The following is a 16,565-nucleotide window of genomic DNA, read 5'->3' as shown; positions in this document are numbered from 1 at the left end:
GGGACCTCTTCCCGCGCACAGCTCCCGGCCGCACGCCAGGGGGAGAGGGCGGATCTGTGGATCACTCCAACCGGTCGTCTCGTTCGTCCTCGGCCCCGGGCAGATCAATGTCGTCGACGGCGACGTTCACCTCGACGACCTCCAGTCCGGTCATGCGTTCCATGGCCGAGATGACATTGACGCGGACATCCGCGGCGACGTCGACGATGGGGAAGCCGTAGTCGACGACCACGTCAACGTCCACAGCCGCCTGGCGCTCGCCCACCTCTACGTGCACACCGCGGGTAACGCTGGGCTGCGCGCCGGGCACCCGCTCACGGACGCCCCCGATGGTCCGCGCCATTCCGGAACCGAGGTTGTGAATGCCCGTAACCTCGCGGGTCGCCATCCCGACGATCTTCTCCGCGACGCTGTCCGCGATCGTGGTCCGCCCGCGGCTCTCCGGCGGGCGGAGGCTGCCCTTCGGGCCTTGTTGTGTCGATGCCTCGTCGGCAGCCCAGCGCGCCTCAGCGGCCGGGCGGTGTGTCGTGTCCGTCATGGCATTCTCCTGGGGGATACGGACACTCGGTCAGTGCCCGTCATAAGGTTGGACACATAAAAAACGAAATCGTCACACTTTTCTGTGTCGTGTATCGCGTAAGCTCAAAACATAAGGCGGTCACGCGGCCCACGATCGCAATCGCCTGAGAAGCGAACAGTGGATGCGAAGCAGGGAAAACTCTCACTACCCCGGCGTGCGGCCCCGAGCCCGGCCACCGGACCGGATGCGCCTGCGACCGAGCGGATCGGTGATCCCGGCGACGACCTCGGCGGCCTGGACAACGGACTCTTGGTCACCCGGGCCGCGGAAGGCGACGACGACGCGTTCGCCGTCCTGGTCCACCGCCACAGCGCACCGCTGCTGGCACTGGCGTACCACATGCTGGGTAACCTCTCGGACGCCGAAGAGGCCGTGCAGGACGCCTTCATCAGTGCGTGGCGGCGCCTCCCGGAGTTCCGGGGAGACGCCACCTTCCGCACGTGGATGTATCGGATCGTCACCAACCGATGTCTCAACGTCCTGCGCGAGCAAGCCCCTTCTGTGTCCTTGGACGCCGTTCCCGAACCGACGGCTCATGACGCCGGTGGTGAACCCGCCCGTGCCGCCGAAAACGCGGCTGCCACGGCCGCGTTGGCCCAGGCGCTCCATGACCTCCAGCCCGGCCAGCGCGCCTGCTGGATCCTGCGGGAACTGCACGGACTGTCGTACGAGGAGGTCGCACAAGTCCTGGGCGAGAGCGAACAGACCGTGCGCGGCAGGCTCTTCCGGGCACGCCGCACCCTCATGAAGGAGATGTCCTCATGGCGCTAGACGACCCGCGTGCCACACGCCCGTGCGACAAGTCGACCGCCTTGCGCCAGGACGTCGACGCCGCGAATCTCGTCGGGGACGAGCGGCTGCCCTGCGGGCGACTGGTAAGCCACGTCTGGCGGCAGGCCCGCGCCCCCATCGACCAGAACGACCCCCACACGGCCGACTGCGTGTTCTGCCGACAGGCGGTCGAGGGGCTGACAGCCCTGGACCACACCACCCGCACACTCCGTGCTGAACACCTCAGCGTTCACACCGTCGCGCGGCGGGTCATGCGCGCGGTACGCGCAGAGGTGCGGCTCGGTCGACTGCTGCCCTTGGACGATCCCGCACAAGAACTGCGGATCGCGGAGACGGCGGCGGCGCAGGCCTTGCGCGGGGCCGCCGACCGGATCCCCGGAGTGCGCGCAGCGAGCTGTCGCCTCAGCCCCGACGACAGCGGCACAAAGGTGACCATCACCATGACCCTCGCCATGACCCTCGACCAGCCCCTCCCCGGGCGGGCCACCGCGGTGCGCCGGGCCGTCGCCTACGCCGCTGCACAAGGGCTCGGTCTCGCCGTCAGTGGCATCGACCTGAGAATCGTGTCCGTACTGGAACCCCTGACGCCCACAGCCTCTGCCGAACCCGCGGAACGGAGGAGGAGCGGACCGTGACTACCGGAAACACAACACGCATCGCGCGCACCGCCGCCCGGGCGGCGCTGGCGGTCCCCGGCGTGGCCGAACTACAGCCCAGCCTCCGCCAGGCCCTGGCCGGCGCCGCCACCCGAGTCCGGGAGGCCATCGGCTCCCCGGCGCTGTCCACCGAGGCCGGCATCCACGTCGAACACACCCCCGGAACCCGTGCCTGGCACGTCGAAGTCCGTTGCGTACTCACCGACGACCGCCGCGCTCTGGACACCGCACGCGATGTCCGCGACAGCGTCCGTTCGGCGGTCGGTTCACAGGTAACCCGTGACGGCGTACCGGAACCCGTAATCGTCGTCGTTACCGTCACACGTATCACCGGACACCGCCCGTCACTCCAACCCTGGGACCACCGGCCCGTAACACCGACGGGGACGCCCGTCAGCCCCGTGTGAGCAGCCGTGCATTAAGGGCGGCGGTCCAGTGCCGTCCGGCCCCGCGGGTATGCGCGCCTGCAAGCCGTTCAGCGCAGCGTCGCGTCCACTGCGGTGGCCGGCCCGGACACCGCTGGGCACGGCGGCGGCCATCAGTGGTCCGACGTAGCCTTGCGCCATCAGCAGGACACCCAGAGCCAGACGGATCCGTGTGGCAGGCCGAGGAGGGCATACACGCATGCGGTGAAGGTTCGGACAGCACAACAGACGACAACACCAGGGCCCCCAGCTGGGCCAGAATCAGCTCGCTTCCGGGTGCGAGGTCGGGAAGCGCCGCGATTCGGCGGGGGAACGCACGGCCTGTCAGGGTGCCGACTCGTAACCGTCGCTGGGCGCATGGCTCAGGTCCACAACGCAGAAGAGGTTGCCGTCCGGGTCGGCGAGAACAACAAAGTCGGGTTCAGGCGGGTAGAGGTCCCAGTCGACTGTTCGCGCACCGAGACCGACCAGTCGCCGCACCTCCGCCTGTTGTTCCTCGGCCGTATCGGTGAAGAGGTCCAGGTGGAGACGGGGGCGCGGCTCGGCCGGGGATGTACTGTGCAGCAGGCCAAGGGCCCGGCCGGAGCCATCGGGGTGATTGAGCGTCCGCCACGTTTCGCTCTTCCGCTCCTCAGTAGCAACCAGGTTCAACGCCGCGGTCCAGAAGGCCACTGCGCGGGGAACGTCCGTGACACCGATGACAGGGATTCCGAGCCTCAGCATGAGGACGAGCGTACGCTGTTTCACTGGACCCTCTGATCGGGGCACCCCGCACCCGTGAGATGCGATGACCGATGGCAAGGGTCTGTCTGGGCCCTTGCCATCGGTGGTCTGATGAGCGGCCGGAGAGCACAACGAGCGAGCCGCTCGATCCGGCCTCTGCTTCGAGCGCGGCCAGCTGCGAAGGCTGCCCGCTCTACGCGGGCGCGACGCAGACCGTAGAGAGACGTACCTCACCAACGCGGTGAAGCACTTCAAATACACCTCGGCGGGGCCGGGCAAACGACGCAGCGAGGATCACAAAGGCCGCGACGGCCCGGTTCATGGCGGGGGCAGCAGGGTGCCCAGCGGGCCGAGGTCCAGATTGAGGTCTTCCATCGTGAGGTCGTAGCGTTCACACAGTTCCGTCATGCGGTCATGGAGCAGCATGAGAGTCATCCCGATGCGCTCTTCCTGAGCCTCGGTCAGGTCACCTTGGTCGACCCGGTGAAGGGCTTGCCGCTCCATCAACTGCCGTAGCAACTCGACGATGGTGAGCACCAGTTTCACCAGGTCACGTTCGACGGTGTCCCGGTCGGTATGAAGTCGCCGGGACAGCCGTTGGGCCCGCTCCTCGGGGGCAGGGAGATCGTCCGGGCTCGCGGGCAGCAGGCGGAAGACGTCGGAGGCCGCCTGGGTGACCTCATCCAGGTCATGAATCGGCGATTCGTGCTCCCGATCGCGGCGGTTCATGGCGCTCCCCCCGTCATCTGCCCGGGACGACGGCCCGCAGTGGAGGTCTCCAGCGATCGCTGTTCCGCGCGGATGGAGACAATGAGGGCGCGCAGAGAGATCCGTACGAGATCGACGTCCGCGATGGAGAGCGTCAGGTCGCCCGTCAGCACCACACCTCCGGTGAGCAGCCGGTCGAGGAGATCGATCAGCGCGATCTGCCGGCCGGCAAGAGGGTGTGCGTCGTCGTCGGCCCATGGCGGACCATCGACAGGCGGTGCCGCGGGGCGGGCGCTGTGGGTCACTGGGTTCCCGCCTTCCGTTCCGTCGCTTCGGCTTCGGCGCCACCTTCGCGGTGGGTCTCCTCGGCCTCGTCGGTCTCGTCCGAGGCGGTGAACGAGTAGGGAGCCCACGGTCCGGTGATGTCCACACGGATGCCGTGCAGACCCTCGGCGGCGCCAAGGAGCCGTGCCTGGAACTCCTCGCCGCTTTCCCGGGGCAGGAGATAGGCGTTGTTGGAAACGTTGAAGCCCGGGCCCGTGGCGAGCTCCCCCTCCTGGGGGCGGTGCTGAACCCGGTCGACGGCAAGGCCACGGGCGGCGGCGTCGATGCTCAGGACCGCGTCTTGAGCCGCCCGCCAAGCGTCCTCGCCAGACCTGCGCTGGCGCTGACGGCTGCGCAGGTAGTCGCGGCCCGGACTCGTGTCGGCCGAGCCCGGCACGGCGGCCGGGGCCGGTGATCCGGGAGCGGGGGGCAGCGCGTAGACCTTGACTCCCCACTCCACATGGCCGGCGAGCTGATCCAGCAACCAGGCGAACTCGTCCGCGCGCCGGCCCAGCATGTCGTGTACGCGGTTGTCATCGAGGTGGAGCGTGGCCAGCCGTAGGGGGAGCACGGCGGTATGGGCGAAGAGGGTCTCGACGACGGCGTGATGGGCTCGTGCCACCGACTCCAGCCAGTCCAGATCCTCAAGCCGGGCCTTCAACGCGGTTTCCCCGAAGTCGCTCTCCGGTACGGAGGACACCACCACGGCCAGCCCCTGCGCGCGCACCAGGCGAACCGGTCCTCCCGCCACTCCTCGCGTCCGGGACAGGCTTTCCTCCAGCGAGGCGTCCGCGCGGGCCACCGCGTAGCTATAGCTCATATACACGCTCATCGGTCATCGCTCCCGCGTCGGCGAGTGCCCTGATCCGGGTCGCTCTCCTCGCGCCGCACAGCCTCCTCGTCCCGGGAAGCAGGGCTGTCGGCGGGGGCCAGAGAGCGTCTGCGCAGGTTTTCCACCTCGGCGCGCAACCGGCGGTTCTCCTCCGCCAGGGACGGCCTTCCGCTGTCCTCTCTGGCCCGGGACGAGAGCGACGGGTCGTGTTCCCACCAGTCAATGCCCATCTCCTTGGCCTTGTCGACGGAGGCCACGAGCAGCCGGAGCTTGATGGTGAGCAGTTCGATGTCGAGGAGGTTGATCTGGATATCCCCGGCGATGACGATGCCCTTGTCGAGAACCCGCTCAAGAATGTCGGCGAGGTTCGCGGACGATCCCTGCCCGTACGGCGACACGGTCTGCGCGGGCCGCGGGACGGGCCGTCGGGCGAATGCCGGATCCGTCACGATGCATCAGGCCTCCATCCTTTTCGCTCAGTGCGCGGCGGGGGTACGGTGGCGCCGCCCGCGCTCCCGGGTGTCCTCTCCTTCTTCCTCGTCCTCCTCGTACTGTTCGTCCTCGTACTCCTCGCCTTCCTCTGCTTCGTTCTCTGCGCCGTCCTCCGCCTCGTCCTCCTCCTCTGCTTCGTACTCCTCGTCCTCCGGCTGTTCGCTGACGACCTCGCCTTCACGGATCTCGCCGCGCCAGCCTTCGGGCTGTTCGCCCTGGGTCATCATGTACGCGCGGAACAGCTTCAGGTCGAGCCGCGCCCGGCGTCCCTGCGCCCGCCAGAGGTTGCCGATCTTCTCCACCGGACCCTGCGGGGTGTATTCGAGAACCAGCAGGACTTTGGTGAGGCTGTCGCCGAGTGGGTGGAAAGTGACAACGCCACGGGTCGAGCCCTTGGGAGCCTCGGATGTCCAGACGATGCGCTCGTCCGGAACCTGCTCCTCCACGTGGGCCTTCCAGCTCCGGTGCGACCTGGCCACCTTCACATGCCAGTCGCTGGTCGTCTCGTCGCGCTGGTCGACGCCCGTGACGCCCTTGGTGAAGGATTCGAATTCGTTGAACCGCGTCCACTGGTTGTAGACATCGCTCACCGGTACCCCGATGTCGATGTCTTCGACCACGGTCGTGGTCTTCCCCTTGCCGCCGCTCTTCTTGCCGTCCTCGCTTCCGCCGGTGAGCTTGCCGGTGACCTTCTTGAACTGCTGCTTCAGGAGGTCCTTGACGAGTGCCCCGCCCGAGGAGACACCGCCCTTGGCCGCGCTCCCCAACATCGAACCGAGACCCGTGCCCGGCTCGGCCAGGCGTGCGGCCGTATCACCGAGCCGCTCGCCCACGTCCACCAGGGCATGTTCGGCGCGGACCCGCAGATAGTTCTGGAGTTCCTCCACCAGACGGTCGGCGCTTTCCTTGGACGATGCGCTGTCAGTCATTCTCCGACCTCCTGCTACCGCTTCCCGTCTTCCTGGCCTTGTCACGCACGGCGGACCTCCTGGCGGCGGACGCGCTGGATTTCGGTGCCTTCGCCTTCGACCCGCGGCCCGGACTCGAGGTCGCCTTGCTCCGGGCCGGAGCGGGCGCCTTCCTGCGTGCCTGACGGCGTCGCCCCTCGCCCTCCTCCGTGTCCTCGACGTCCCCCGCGCCGGGCGCTTCTTCGTCATCCGTGTCCTGCTCGTCGAGCCTCTCCAGCTCGCGTGTGCGTTCGTGGAGGGTGTCGGCGAGGCTGTCCGCACGCGCGGCCAGCACCGTGCCGGCCGCAGCCTTGCCCGCCTCAAGCAGGTTCTCCCGGGCCTGTCCACTCAACCCGCCGAGGACGGGGGAGCGTGCGATTGTCGTACCGAGTTGCTTCGGATCGATGCCGATCCTCTTCCCCATCAGCCACAGGCCGAGGCCGATGGCGAGCTTGCCCTTCTTCGCCCGGCCGAGTGCGTAACCGCCCAACATCGCCGCGCAGATCCTGCTATTGGCCGTCATGTCCCGCTCCTTCCTCTGCTTCCCCGGTTCGTTCCTCTCCCCGCGGCTCTGGGGCGTCGCCGACGCGCGCACGCTGGATGGCTTCGAGCCGGTCGAGGAGTTCGTCCTCTCGCCGGTCGAACTCCCGCTCGCTGATGCGGCCTTCCAGCAGTTCCCGCTCCAGTTCCGCGAGCTTGTGCTCGATGGGAGTGGTGTCGTACGCCTCTTGCTCGGCGACCTCGGCCACCCGCTTCACCACCCATCCGACGCCTCGTACCGGTGCCAGCGGAACGGTCAGGATCTGAGTCAGCAGGCCCATCGCGGGCTCCTCACGTCATACGAAGCTGTAGGGCGGCAACGGCCCTCTGAGGCGCAGTCCGATGTCCGGCCCGTAGCGCTCGGCCAGTTTTTCCGCGGCCGAGGTGAACTCCAGCACCCGGCCCCGTTCCACGAGAAACGACACGTTGAGGAAGTACTCGGACGTCGCGCCGCCCTCCGACTCGGCACTGGCGCACGGGCGCAGTGCCTCGGTCACCTCCGCCGCCAGGCTGTCCTGCCGCGCCCCCACCTCCTGGGCGACCAACTCGCCCAGCGCCAGCCGCTCCTCGTACGTTCCGCCGCCGCCCCGCGTGGCCTCGTTCAGCCGGCGTACCTCGTCGGACTCCTCGATCACCTGCCGCAGCAGCGCTCCCTCGTCCTCCGACGCCTTGAGATTGAACTCCACCCGCCCCTCCAGCTCCGCGAGCCGCTCGCTGTACAAATCCGCATGCTCGCTGAGCGCCGCTCGGACCGCGTCGTCGTCCGCGGCGGTGAGACCGAAGCGCATGGGCAGAACCGCACGCTCGGACAACAGCCGCTCCTGCACCTCGTGATGGGCGCTGAGATCCCTGCGCTTGGCCCGCAAATCCTCGGGGGCGTCACTGACGACCGCCTGCAGTGCTCCTTCGGTGACGGTACGCAGCGGAGGAGTCTCTTCTCCCACACCGTGCAGGTCATCCAGCTGTGGATGGCACTCGGAGGAGGTGATGGCGTAGACGTATACGGACATCGGCTACTCCTCCTCACGGTGTCTGACCGGGTGCTTCCTCGCACTGTGCCGCCTCGGTTCCGGCTCCGGTTCTTCCTCGTCCTCAGCGGTCTCGTCGGTCCTGTCACCCTGGAAGGAGTCGGTGATCGCTTCGACCGCCCCGGTCAGGGCACCTTTGCTCTTGCCCCGCGCTCCGCCCTCGGTCACTTCACCGACCATGTCCGTCAGCGTTTCAGGTGCTTTGCGACCGGCCTCCAGGTCGAGGCGGTTGCACTCCTCGGCGAAGCGGAGATACGTATCGACGCTCGCGACGACAATGCGCGCGTCGATCTTGAGAAGCTCGATACCGACCAGGGATACGCGGACGAAGGCGTCGATGACGAGGCCGCGATCCAGGATCAGCTCCAGGACGTCATAGAGGTTTCCACCGCCACCTGCGGCGATCTGACCGCTTTGCTGCGGCACTACAGTCACAACGACTCCCTTCAGTGACCCCGCCGCTGCCGACGGTCACCTGCGATCGATCTGACCCCGTGCGTATCGCCGACGGCGCTCGTATTCCGTGAGCCGGCCTTCTTCGTCCAGCCGCACCCGGTAGCTCGCCATCACACTCGTGGTGTCCGGCACCCGCGAGATTTCGAGCACCTCCACATCGGCCTGCCACCCGTCCTCCGTGCGCTTGACCGCCGACACCGATTCGGGCTGCTTCCCCAGAAGCCCCGCGAGCTGCTCCGTGGCCTCGTGCATCGCCCCGCCCATCGCCAAGGGGCGGAACTGGCGATCCCTCTTCTCCTCCCCCCCGCCCCGGCCCGCACGCGCTGCCCTGCGGCGGCTGTCGGATGTCTTCGGACGTCCCGTGCCGTCGATGTCCCTCCGCTCGCTGCCGGCCATGTTGTTCCCGCTCCACATCATTCATGTGCAATTTGCGCAATTTGAGACTCTTGTCCAAAAAAGCCGCGATATGTCCAGTGAAGCACTCGTGGCATGCGGCGGGCAACGCGGGAGGTGGCGAAGCGCGGGGCCACGCGGCCGCGGGTCGGTCCCTCGCGCCGGCCGCCGCTGCCCGCGGCTCCACCGCGGAATTGCTCAAGCGCCGCAGCGAACACGGAGAAGTCCTGGCCGATACCGGCGATGCGGGGGAGCGGGGCGGACGCGCCGCGCTCGTCGGCGCGGCTGTTCTGCCACGTCTACGGCATAGCGAAGACGGCCTCGGAGCCATCCCCACTGGCTCTACTCGTTCGGCGCGGTGCGCGGCGTTACGCGCCGTCGCCGTCGGTCTCGCCTCCGCGGCCCCGGCGTGCCAGTGCACGCTGTGCCATGGTGAGCGGCCGGCCTGCGCCATGGGCGCGGAGTGCGGCGCGGGCCGCGTTGGCACCGGGCGCGCCGTGCACCGAGCCGCCGGGGTGGGCGGATGCGGAGGCGAGGTAGAGGCCGCGCACGGGCGTCTCGGGACGACCCGTCCCGGGGAGCGGCCGGAACACCGCCTGCTGGTGGAGTGCGGTCGTACCGCCGTTGACCGCTCCGTCGCGCAGATTGCTGTCGGCGGCCTGGAGTGTGGGCGGCGCGAGGACGCGGCGGGCCAGGATGCGTTGGCGGAACCCGGGGGCGTACCGCTCGACCTGTTCCTCGATACGGTCGGCCATGGCTTCCCGTTCGCCGCGGTCCCACCGTCCCTTCAGGCCGTCGGGACCGGCATCTCCCCTGACGCTGTGCGGGACATGGGTGTACGCCCACGCCGACTCGGTGCCGGCGGGTGAGCGGGTCGCGTCGGACGTCGTCATCTGGCCCAGGAGTGTGAACGGACGGTCGGGGATCCGGCCCATGGCGAGCTGCGCCGCGAACCGGGTGAGGTCGTCCACCCCGTCGGCGAGATGCACCGTACCGGCCGAGGCCGCCTCCAGCGCCGTCCAGGGCACGGCACCGCCAAGGGCCCAGTCGACCTTGAAGGTGGCCCAGTCCCATTGGAAGCGGCGCAGATCGTCCCAGACCCGGGACGGCAGATGGTCGGCGCCGACGAGTTCGCGGTACAGATCCGGCGCCGATACGTCCGCCAGGACGGCTCTGCGTACGGGGACGGCCTCGCCCGTGGCAGTGTGCACCCCCACCGCCCGGCCACCCCGTACGACGACCCGCGTCACCCGCTCCCCACAGCGGACGACGACACCGCGCCGGCGCAGGCGGCTTACCAGCGCCGCCGTCAGCTCACCCGATCCACCGACCGGCACCGGAAACCCGTACGTCTGGCCGAGCATGGACATCAGCCAGCCGAACCCGCCGCTGACCGCGGACTCCGGCGCCAGGTCGGCGTGCAGCGCGTTGCCCGCGAGCAGCAGTCGGCCGCCCTCGCCGGCGAACTCCTCCTCGCCGAGGCGCCGCACCGGCAGGAGCATGCTGCGTGCGAACCGCAGCCCGCCCGCCCCGCGCAGCCGGGCTGCGAGCCCGACCGTTGCCCGTACGGGTGGGAAGGGGGTGAAGAGCGCGCGCAGGAGGTCCTCCCGCAGCCGGTCCCAGATCCGGCAGAGGTCGCTCCAGGCCCGGCCGTCGCCAGGCGCGAACGTGTCCAGTGCGGCCGCCGTCACCCGGCGGTCGCGGTCGAGAAGCGCGCAGCGGCCGTCCCGCAGGGGGTGCGCCACGACATGAGGGGCATGGCTCCAGCGCAGCCCCTCCGCGCACAGGTCGAGCCCGGCCAGTACGGGTGAGGCCGCGGCCATCGGGTAGAAGGCGCTGAACACATCGCTCACGTAGTCGGGATGGACTCCGCGGTCGCTGCGTACGGCGCCGCCGGGCACGTTCTGTGCCTCCAGTACCTCGACACTCCAGCCGGCATCGGCGAGCAGGTTGGCCGCCACGAGGCCGTTGGGCCCCGCTCCGATCACCACGGCGTCGGTCATCGCTCCGTCCCCTCTCCTGCTGCCGTGCTTCCTCCGTGCGGGGCGGACGTGGCGGCCTCGGAAGAGCCGGGCGACGCGGGGCTGTTGTGTTCCACCGCCTTCGCGAGCCGGCCGAGCATGTCGCGGTGCCGGATCTGGAGGAACGCGTCCAGAACAAGGTTGTGGGCCGCACCGGCGAAGCCGCGCAGTGGGTGCTCGTCGACGATCACCAGCGTTTCGTCACCCCAGGACCGGATGTCGAAGGCGATGCGCGCGGTGCCGAGCGGCCCGCTGTGCGCCTCCAACTCCAGCCACTGCGGGGGCTCATGACGTCGGACGACGGTACGCCCCCGGAACTCCTTGGTGCCCAGCCGCACCGTGTACGTGAGGGAGGAGCCGACCTCGGGCCAGCTCCCCTCCCCGGGGAAGGAGCGTGCCGTGCCGACCACCCAGTCGGCATATCGCGCCGGGTCCGAGAGGACCCTCCAGACAGCGGCCGGTTCACGGGCGATGAGCTGGTGCCGTACGGCCATGTGCCCTCCCTGGCGAATCGCTGTGAGCTGTGAGCTGTGATGAGTGCGGGTCCGAGTCCCGGAAGGCGGAAACCCTTCGGGCGGGGTGCGTGAGCCGCCGTACGTCGATGAAAGCACCATATGGACGATTTGGCGGCCCGGGCTCGCGCCATATGCCGTGCGCGCGTCCGGGCCGCGTTGTCACGGGCATACGGTCCGGATCGGCAGGTGTCCGAGGCGGCTGTAGCCGCGTCCGGCATTCCCATGACGAGGTCGTGGAATCGCGTACCAACAGAACCACCGCCCTCGCCTCGACCGCCGGTCATCGCTTCCCGGGTTCTACTGGACGTCCGGTGGCCCTCTTCCGCGAGAGCGGAGGGCCGTACGGGCGGCAGCCACGCGGCCCAGTCGGTCGTGACGGGCCGAGCCCGGCCGGTCTCCCGCGTTGGCCATCCACGGGCCGCGACGCACCAGCCCCGTGATCAGTCCGGCTGGCACCGGGGGCACCACACCGTTCCCCGCCCCGCGACGCGCCCCCGGCGCAGGGACTCGCCGCAGCGCGGGCACGATGCGCCGGTACGGTCCCGATGCCCGGTGAGCCAGGAATCGCGCGGTGGTACACGGCCGGCGCGCGCCGCGGACCGGAGAGTGCGCCGCATGTCCGAGTAGAGCCGGCCACGCTGCTCTTCCGTGAGCGTGTCGGCACGGTGAGCCGGATTCAGCCGGGCCCGCCACAGAATTTCGTCGGCCAGCAGATTGCCGAGCCCTGCCAGCAGGGACTGGTCGATGAGGAGCGGTTTGACGCTTCCGCGCCGTCCGCTGAGGAGTTTGTCGAAGTCTCCACGGGCGATCTCTGTCGCGTCCGGCCCCTGACCGCTCAGAATCCGGGCGACGCCGGACTCCTCCGCCAGCCAGAGGCCCTTGAGTTTGCGCTGGTCGCGAAAGCGCAGCTGCCGGTCGTGTCCCACTGTGAACGCGACGCGGTCATGCGTGTGGAGTTCTTCGGCCGGGCGGCAGCACACGAGCAGTCCGGTCATGCCGAAGTGCAGAAGCACGGTGGGCCCGTCGGTCCGGGCGAGCAGCCACTTCCCCCGCCGCTCGGGCTCGGCGAAGCTCCGCCCCTCCAGTTCGCGACGGAGCCGCCGCGCACTCACACCGTGCAGTACACCGGCGTCGTACACTTCGACGCGCTCGATCGTCCGCCCCTGGGCACAGGACGCGAGACAGGAGCGAAACGCTTCGACATCGGGCAGCTCGGGCATGCGTCACTCTTCCCCGGCGCAGTGCTTCCGTCGCCACTACGGGGGAGTTCTTCGGCCGGGTGGCCCATCCGAACGGTCGAGGCGCCCGGTGCGCATCACTGCCGATGTCCCGCCGTGTTACGGCTCGGCCGAGCGCGCCCGGACCTGCTCTCGGGCGGAGGCCGCGGCAGCCCGGTGAAGGGTGAGTCCGGTTGTCGTGCTCTGTCTCCCGCCCGTGACCGGGTTGTGGCTAGCGCCGCATCAAGCAACGTTCGCCCTGTCGTGGCTTCGCACGTTCGTCCAGGTCGCCAGGGGTGGGTTGCGGTTGTTCTTGTCGGAGCTGCCCCGCTGTCACGGAGTCGTACGCGTCGGCGAGCCCTTGGACTACCACGTGCCGCACGGGCACTACCTCGACAGCAGCACGCACGCCACGGCCTCGTAGGCCGCCGGGGCACCGCCCACGCCGCCGTGTGCAACGTGCCATACGGGTCCTGGGCGCAGGGCTGGCCGCTAACATCGCTCCCATGAGCGATGGAGTGATGCGCGATGCCTCCGTGGTCGTGGCGTGTGACGCGGACGGTCTGGTCGCCCTGCTGAGCGCCCACCTTCCCGCCCACGGAGGCGAGTACCTTTCCTGCCCGGCGGACGCCGCGAAGACGGCGAAACCCCCTTGGAGTGCGCACACCGTGAACTGCGTGAGGAAGCCGGCGTCACCGCCGAGACGTGGCATTTGCTCGGCTCGTATGCCATGACTCTGGGCTCCACCGCCCGCATCCACCTGTTCGAGGCCCGCGATCTCACCTGCGGATCCCAGGAACTCACCCCCACCGAAGCCGACTTCAGGCTCACGTGGTGGCCCATCGGCGATGCGCTCACGGCCGCGGAAGACGGCCGCTTCCTCCTGCCAGCCGGACCAATGGCCCTGCTCCTGGCCGACCAGAACGCCACCGCGGCATCTACGTCGCCAAGGCGATAACTCTCTCGGGATCGACCTCACAGGGAGCCCCCAGGGACGCATCGGCCGGGTGCTTGGCTCAGCCCCCGAACACCTTGCCGCGACTGTCCGTCGCCCGCCGGTTCGCTCTTGTAGTTCTTCACCGTGGTGTCCGGGCCGGGGTAGCGCAGCAAGTCCTTCAGCAGGAAGGGGAGGTGGACCGAGTACGGCCGACCGGGGACGGGGGTTGCTGGGCTTTGCGTGATGGTTCCGCCAACGGCTCTCGCCGGACACCGTGACGCAGCAGACGCATCCTCACGGCCTTCATGCTGGACGTGTGTGTTCCTTGAAGATCAAGCCGGGGCGTGGATCGAAAGTGCTCCCAGGAGCCTTGGCTCTGCGCGCGAGGAATGAGCGTAACCCGGTGGCGTTTGGCGTGGAGATCAGGAAGGCTCGTGCGCATGGTCTCGGTATTGCAGAATGTGGCGATCGACTGTGCGGATGCCTACGAGCTCGCTCGGTTCTGGAGCGGTGTGACCGGCCGTCCGCTGGATCCGGAGGACGGACCGGGCGCCCGGGAGGCTCAGGTGCTGCTGGCGGAAGGCCCAGTGCTGTACTTCAACCAGGTGCCCGAGGGCAAGACGGTCAAGAACCGGATCCATCTGTGTCTGCGCCCTGAGACCTCGCGCGATCAGGAGGTGGACAGGCTGCTGGGTCTCGGTGCCACCTTTGTCGCCGATCACCGGAATCCCGATGGCTCAGGCTGGGCGATTCTCGCCGATCCCGAAGGCAACGAGTTCTGCGTCCTGCGCAGTGAGTCCGACCGAGCCGGCACGAACTCCTGACGCTCAGGCGCCGTCCTGGACGAGTAAGTCCGAAGTCCCGGCTGCCCGACGGCCAGGTGCGGCTTGGTGGTCGGCCCGCCGCGCGAGCGGCCGAGCCAGTAGTCGGCCGGCGCCGTCTGGACGCCGCCTGGCTGGTGCGCCCCGCACGCGGTGAAGTCCACGCTGATGACAGAGGAGAACTCCAGGCTGACCTGTGGCGCGTAACCGCGCGCGTGCGATCATGCTGTTCGCCGACACGGCAAGGGAGGGGTGGATGGCCGGCGTATGGGTGACGGTCTGTCTGCCGGCCGAGGCCGCGGGTGATATCGAAGGGGCGCTTGCGGAGGCCCTCGCGCCTTTCTGCCTGGACACGGGTGACAACCCCGTGGACCGTGGCATGTGGGACAAACGCCGCATCCATGGCGGCAGTAACGGCATGGGTTTTGCGGTCGCCCCCGGATACACGGACGATCCGAGACTCATCCACGACGACCCTGGATACGGCGGCGCGCCATGCCCCAGCGCGCCGGGCGTCTGCGCCGGCGGACCGCGCGCCCTGCTCGATTTCTCGCAGCCGCACCTTGCTTCCGAGCGTGCGGTCGCCGCTTCCTGGGACCTGTGGCACAGCCTGTCCGCCGTGCACCCTCCGGCCATTCCCCTGGCGGACTTCGTGGACCGTTGGCGAAACGATCCGGACGCGTTTCCCGGTGACCGGTGGGGAGACGAGATGCTCTCCGCCTACCGGGCCCAGCCGCTGATCGGGGCATACCTCGACCACCCCTTCAGCCTCGACAGGGGGTATCTGGGCTTCCTGGGCCCTCGCGATCCCGAGGAACACCCCGTCATCAGCTACGACGGAACCCGTGCCGCGTACATCCGTGATCTCACGTGGTCAAACCCGCCGGATACGGATGTGCTCACCCTGGACGGCTGGTGGTTGGAGGGCGGCACCAACGCCGTCCACGCCTTCTGCGAGCCTGACCTCTGCCGTCACGACCCTCCGAGGCCCACCGTGTGGCCAGGCAGCGAGGCGTACCTCGCGGGCCTTCCCGGCGACACCATCCTCGTCCGGCTCCACTGCCACGCCTGAAGGCACTCACACTGTGCGCTCCAGAGATGGCCAGCCAGGACCCATGAGGGGATCAGGCGCGCATTCCGTGAAGACGCTCTGTGGGGTCCGGTCTCGGTGACGTAGCGTCATGACGTCCGTGCTCAGGAATCACCATGCATGTCCAACGGCCGCCCGCCGCGCCGTCCTGCCAGTCGGCACCCGCGGCAGTTCGTGTGCCCCTCACGCGCGGAGTGGTCCCGTACCGTGAGTCGCTGCTGATCGGCGCTTCGCGGGTTGGGCGGCTTGCCCCAGCCCGCGAGATGCAGGCCCCACGTGATCAGCGCCGCCGCCACCACGGTTATCAGCCCCAACCATATTCCCGGGCGCCAGCCGATGACGCCCAGGCCGACGGCCAGGGACCCGACCATGGTGACGGCGGAGCCGACCCATCCCGCGATGGTGTGCCCCTCGTCGTGGCTTCCACTCACGTACCTGCCCCCTCACACCTACGGCGTTATGATGTCTTAGCAAGTGAGGAATTTATCTTATGTACTAAGGAATGTCCATGGAGGGCACACCACGCCCCACCGCCTCCGCTGCGGAGGCGATCGACGCGTTGGACGATCTCGTCGCGACGAACCTCGTCGGCCGTCAGGAGTTCGCCCGGATTCTGGGGCTGAGCGTCAAGGACCTCGTCTGTCTCGCGCACGTCCTGAAGGCCGAGGGCGCCCCGGTCACCGCAGGGGAGCTGGCCGGGCGCGTGCACGTCACGACGGGTGCGGTGACCGGCATCCTCAACCGCCTGGAGCGCGGCGGCTTCGTGGTCCGTCGCCCGGACCCCGCCGACCGGCGCCGGGTGCGCGTCACCGCGGTCCCGGCCGCCGCCGAGCGTGTGCAGGCCGCATACGGGCCGTACTACACGTTGCTCACCGAGCTCTGCACGGAATACTCGCCGGACGAGATCGCCGTACTCACCGACTGGCTCACACGCGCCGGGGCGCTGGTGCGTACCTACTTGGAGGAGTCGTGTTAGGGCGTGAGGGCGGCCGCGTAGTGTGAGGCTTCGTCCGGAGCCGACGTGAGTGACGCGAGCCGCGGTTCGCGGCCAGCGCCCGCCCGACGGAC

The 16,565-nt window shown here is 69.0% G+C and carries 23 protein-coding genes; 7 read left to right on the top strand and 16 right to left on the bottom strand.

Annotated features, from left to right (window positions below):
* Positions 1-61: 61 nt before the first annotated feature.
* A complete protein-coding gene (locus ACFRKB_RS09430; RefSeq protein ID WP_383104647.1) occupies positions 62-538 on the bottom strand; it encodes an Asp23/Gls24 family envelope stress response protein in 477 nt (158 codons plus the stop codon).
* Positions 539-784: 246 nt separating this feature from the next.
* Here ACFRKB_RS09430 and ACFRKB_RS09425 point away from each other — a divergent pair, with 246 nt between their 5' ends.
* From ACFRKB_RS09425 to ACFRKB_RS09415, 3 genes are read left to right on the top strand one after another with little or no spacing between them, the layout of a single operon-like run.
* A complete protein-coding gene (locus tag ACFRKB_RS09425) occupies positions 785-1,351 on the top strand; it encodes an RNA polymerase sigma factor (RefSeq protein ID WP_383105112.1) in 567 nt (188 codons plus the stop codon).
* Positions 1,342-2,007, top strand: coding sequence for a hypothetical protein (locus ACFRKB_RS09420; RefSeq protein WP_383104645.1), 666 nt, complete (start codon positions 1,342-1,344; stop codon positions 2,005-2,007). The genes ACFRKB_RS09425 and ACFRKB_RS09420 overlap by 10 nt, the downstream gene beginning before the upstream one ends.
* Positions 2,004-2,435 carry a hypothetical protein gene (locus ACFRKB_RS09415; RefSeq protein ID WP_383104643.1) on the top strand — a complete coding sequence of 144 codons (432 nt, stop codon included), beginning with the start codon at positions 2,004-2,006 and terminating at the stop codon, positions 2,433-2,435. Before ACFRKB_RS09420 ends, ACFRKB_RS09415 begins: the two co-directional genes overlap by 4 nt.
* 342 nt (positions 2,436-2,777) lie before the next feature.
* Here ACFRKB_RS09415 and ACFRKB_RS09410 read toward each other — a convergent pair whose 3' ends face one another.
* The 14 genes from ACFRKB_RS09410 to ACFRKB_RS09345 form a co-directional block, all read right to left on the bottom strand.
* Complete coding sequence (locus tag ACFRKB_RS09410) at positions 2,778-3,176, bottom strand: VOC family protein (protein WP_383104641.1); 399 nt, start codon at positions 3,174-3,176, stop codon at positions 2,778-2,780.
* 318 nt (positions 3,177-3,494) lie between these two features.
* Positions 3,495-3,905, bottom strand: coding sequence for a gas vesicle protein K (locus ACFRKB_RS09405; RefSeq protein ID WP_383104640.1), 411 nt, complete (start codon positions 3,903-3,905; stop codon positions 3,495-3,497).
* Positions 3,902-4,189 carry a gas vesicle protein gene (locus ACFRKB_RS09400; RefSeq protein WP_383104638.1) on the bottom strand — a complete coding sequence of 96 codons (288 nt, stop codon included), beginning with the start codon at positions 4,187-4,189 and terminating at the stop codon, positions 3,902-3,904. Before ACFRKB_RS09400 ends, ACFRKB_RS09405 begins: the two co-directional genes overlap by 4 nt.
* Positions 4,186-5,028, bottom strand: coding sequence for a GvpL/GvpF family gas vesicle protein (locus tag ACFRKB_RS09395; protein WP_383104636.1), 843 nt, complete (start codon positions 5,026-5,028; stop codon positions 4,186-4,188). Before ACFRKB_RS09395 ends, ACFRKB_RS09400 begins: the two co-directional genes overlap by 4 nt.
* A gap of 8 nt (positions 5,029-5,036) precedes the next feature.
* Positions 5,037-5,489 (bottom strand): gas vesicle protein GvpJ, encoded by a 453-nt coding sequence (gene gvpJ, locus ACFRKB_RS09390; protein ID WP_383104635.1) that lies wholly within the window; start codon positions 5,487-5,489, stop codon positions 5,037-5,039.
* Positions 5,490-5,516: 27 nt separating this feature from the next.
* Positions 5,517-6,461, bottom strand: coding sequence for an SRPBCC family protein (locus ACFRKB_RS09385; RefSeq protein WP_383104634.1), 945 nt, complete (start codon positions 6,459-6,461; stop codon positions 5,517-5,519).
* On the bottom strand, positions 6,454-7,002 hold the full coding sequence (locus ACFRKB_RS09380) for a hypothetical protein (RefSeq protein WP_383104632.1): 549 nt from the start codon (positions 7,000-7,002) through the stop codon (positions 6,454-6,456). Before ACFRKB_RS09380 ends, ACFRKB_RS09385 begins: the two co-directional genes overlap by 8 nt.
* Positions 6,989-7,300, bottom strand: a complete 312-nt coding sequence (locus tag ACFRKB_RS09375) for a gas vesicle protein GvpG (RefSeq protein WP_383104630.1) — start codon at positions 7,298-7,300, stop codon at positions 6,989-6,991. Before ACFRKB_RS09375 ends, ACFRKB_RS09380 begins: the two co-directional genes overlap by 14 nt.
* 15 nt (positions 7,301-7,315) lie before the next feature.
* Positions 7,316-8,029, bottom strand: a complete 714-nt coding sequence (locus ACFRKB_RS09370) for a GvpL/GvpF family gas vesicle protein (RefSeq protein ID WP_383104628.1) — start codon at positions 8,027-8,029, stop codon at positions 7,316-7,318.
* A gap of 3 nt (positions 8,030-8,032) precedes the next feature.
* Positions 8,033-8,482, bottom strand: a complete 450-nt coding sequence (locus ACFRKB_RS09365; RefSeq protein WP_383104627.1) for a gas vesicle structural protein GvpA — start codon at positions 8,480-8,482, stop codon at positions 8,033-8,035.
* 36 nt (positions 8,483-8,518) lie between these two features.
* The gene (locus ACFRKB_RS09360; protein WP_383104625.1) at positions 8,519-8,899 is read right to left on the bottom strand and encodes a gas vesicle protein GvpO; all 381 of its coding nucleotides are present in this window, start codon (positions 8,897-8,899) and stop codon (positions 8,519-8,521) included.
* Between the two features lie 365 nt (positions 8,900-9,264).
* A complete protein-coding gene (locus tag ACFRKB_RS09355; RefSeq protein ID WP_383104624.1) occupies positions 9,265-10,899 on the bottom strand; it encodes a phytoene desaturase family protein in 1,635 nt (544 codons plus the stop codon).
* Positions 10,896-11,411: an SRPBCC family protein gene (locus tag ACFRKB_RS09350; protein ID WP_383104623.1), complete on the bottom strand. Its 516-nt coding sequence runs from the start codon at positions 11,409-11,411 to the stop codon at positions 10,896-10,898. Before ACFRKB_RS09350 ends, ACFRKB_RS09355 begins: the two co-directional genes overlap by 4 nt.
* A gap of 461 nt (positions 11,412-11,872) precedes the next feature.
* Entirely contained in the window at positions 11,873-12,652 is a 780-nt protein-coding gene (locus tag ACFRKB_RS09345) for a DNA-formamidopyrimidine glycosylase family protein (protein ID WP_383104622.1), read from the bottom strand.
* Positions 12,653-13,301: 649 nt separating this feature from the next.
* Between ACFRKB_RS09345 and ACFRKB_RS09340 the strand changes: the two genes are divergently transcribed.
* From ACFRKB_RS09340 to ACFRKB_RS09330, 3 genes are all read left to right on the top strand, one after another.
* The gene (locus ACFRKB_RS09340; RefSeq protein WP_383104621.1) at positions 13,302-13,607 is read left to right on the top strand and encodes an NUDIX domain-containing protein; all 306 of its coding nucleotides are present in this window, start codon (positions 13,302-13,304) and stop codon (positions 13,605-13,607) included.
* A 419-nt stretch (positions 13,608-14,026) separates the two neighbouring features.
* On the top strand, positions 14,027-14,410 hold the full coding sequence (locus tag ACFRKB_RS09335) for a VOC family protein (protein WP_383105111.1): 384 nt from the start codon (positions 14,027-14,029) through the stop codon (positions 14,408-14,410).
* A gap of 253 nt (positions 14,411-14,663) precedes the next feature.
* Positions 14,664-15,479, top strand: a complete 816-nt coding sequence (locus ACFRKB_RS09330) for a hypothetical protein (RefSeq protein ID WP_383104619.1) — start codon at positions 14,664-14,666, stop codon at positions 15,477-15,479.
* Positions 15,480-15,601: 122 nt separating this feature from the next.
* On the opposite strand, the gene ACFRKB_RS09325 is transcribed toward ACFRKB_RS09330, so the two are convergent.
* Positions 15,602-15,928: an HGxxPAAW family protein gene (locus tag ACFRKB_RS09325; RefSeq protein ID WP_383104618.1), complete on the bottom strand. Its 327-nt coding sequence runs from the start codon at positions 15,926-15,928 to the stop codon at positions 15,602-15,604.
* Between the two features lie 77 nt (positions 15,929-16,005).
* On the opposite strand from ACFRKB_RS09325, the gene ACFRKB_RS09320 reads away from it, so the two are divergent.
* Positions 16,006-16,473, top strand: coding sequence for a MarR family winged helix-turn-helix transcriptional regulator (locus ACFRKB_RS09320; RefSeq protein ID WP_383104617.1), 468 nt, complete (start codon positions 16,006-16,008; stop codon positions 16,471-16,473).
* The last annotated feature ends 92 nt before the right edge of the window (positions 16,474-16,565 follow it).

Origin of the sequence: Streptomyces scopuliridis (genome assembly GCF_042790125.1) — a bacterium.
Taxonomy (GTDB): Bacteria; Actinomycetota; Actinomycetes; order Streptomycetales; family Streptomycetaceae; genus Streptomyces; species Streptomyces scopuliridis_A.
This window is presented reverse-complemented; position numbering and strand designations above follow the sequence as displayed.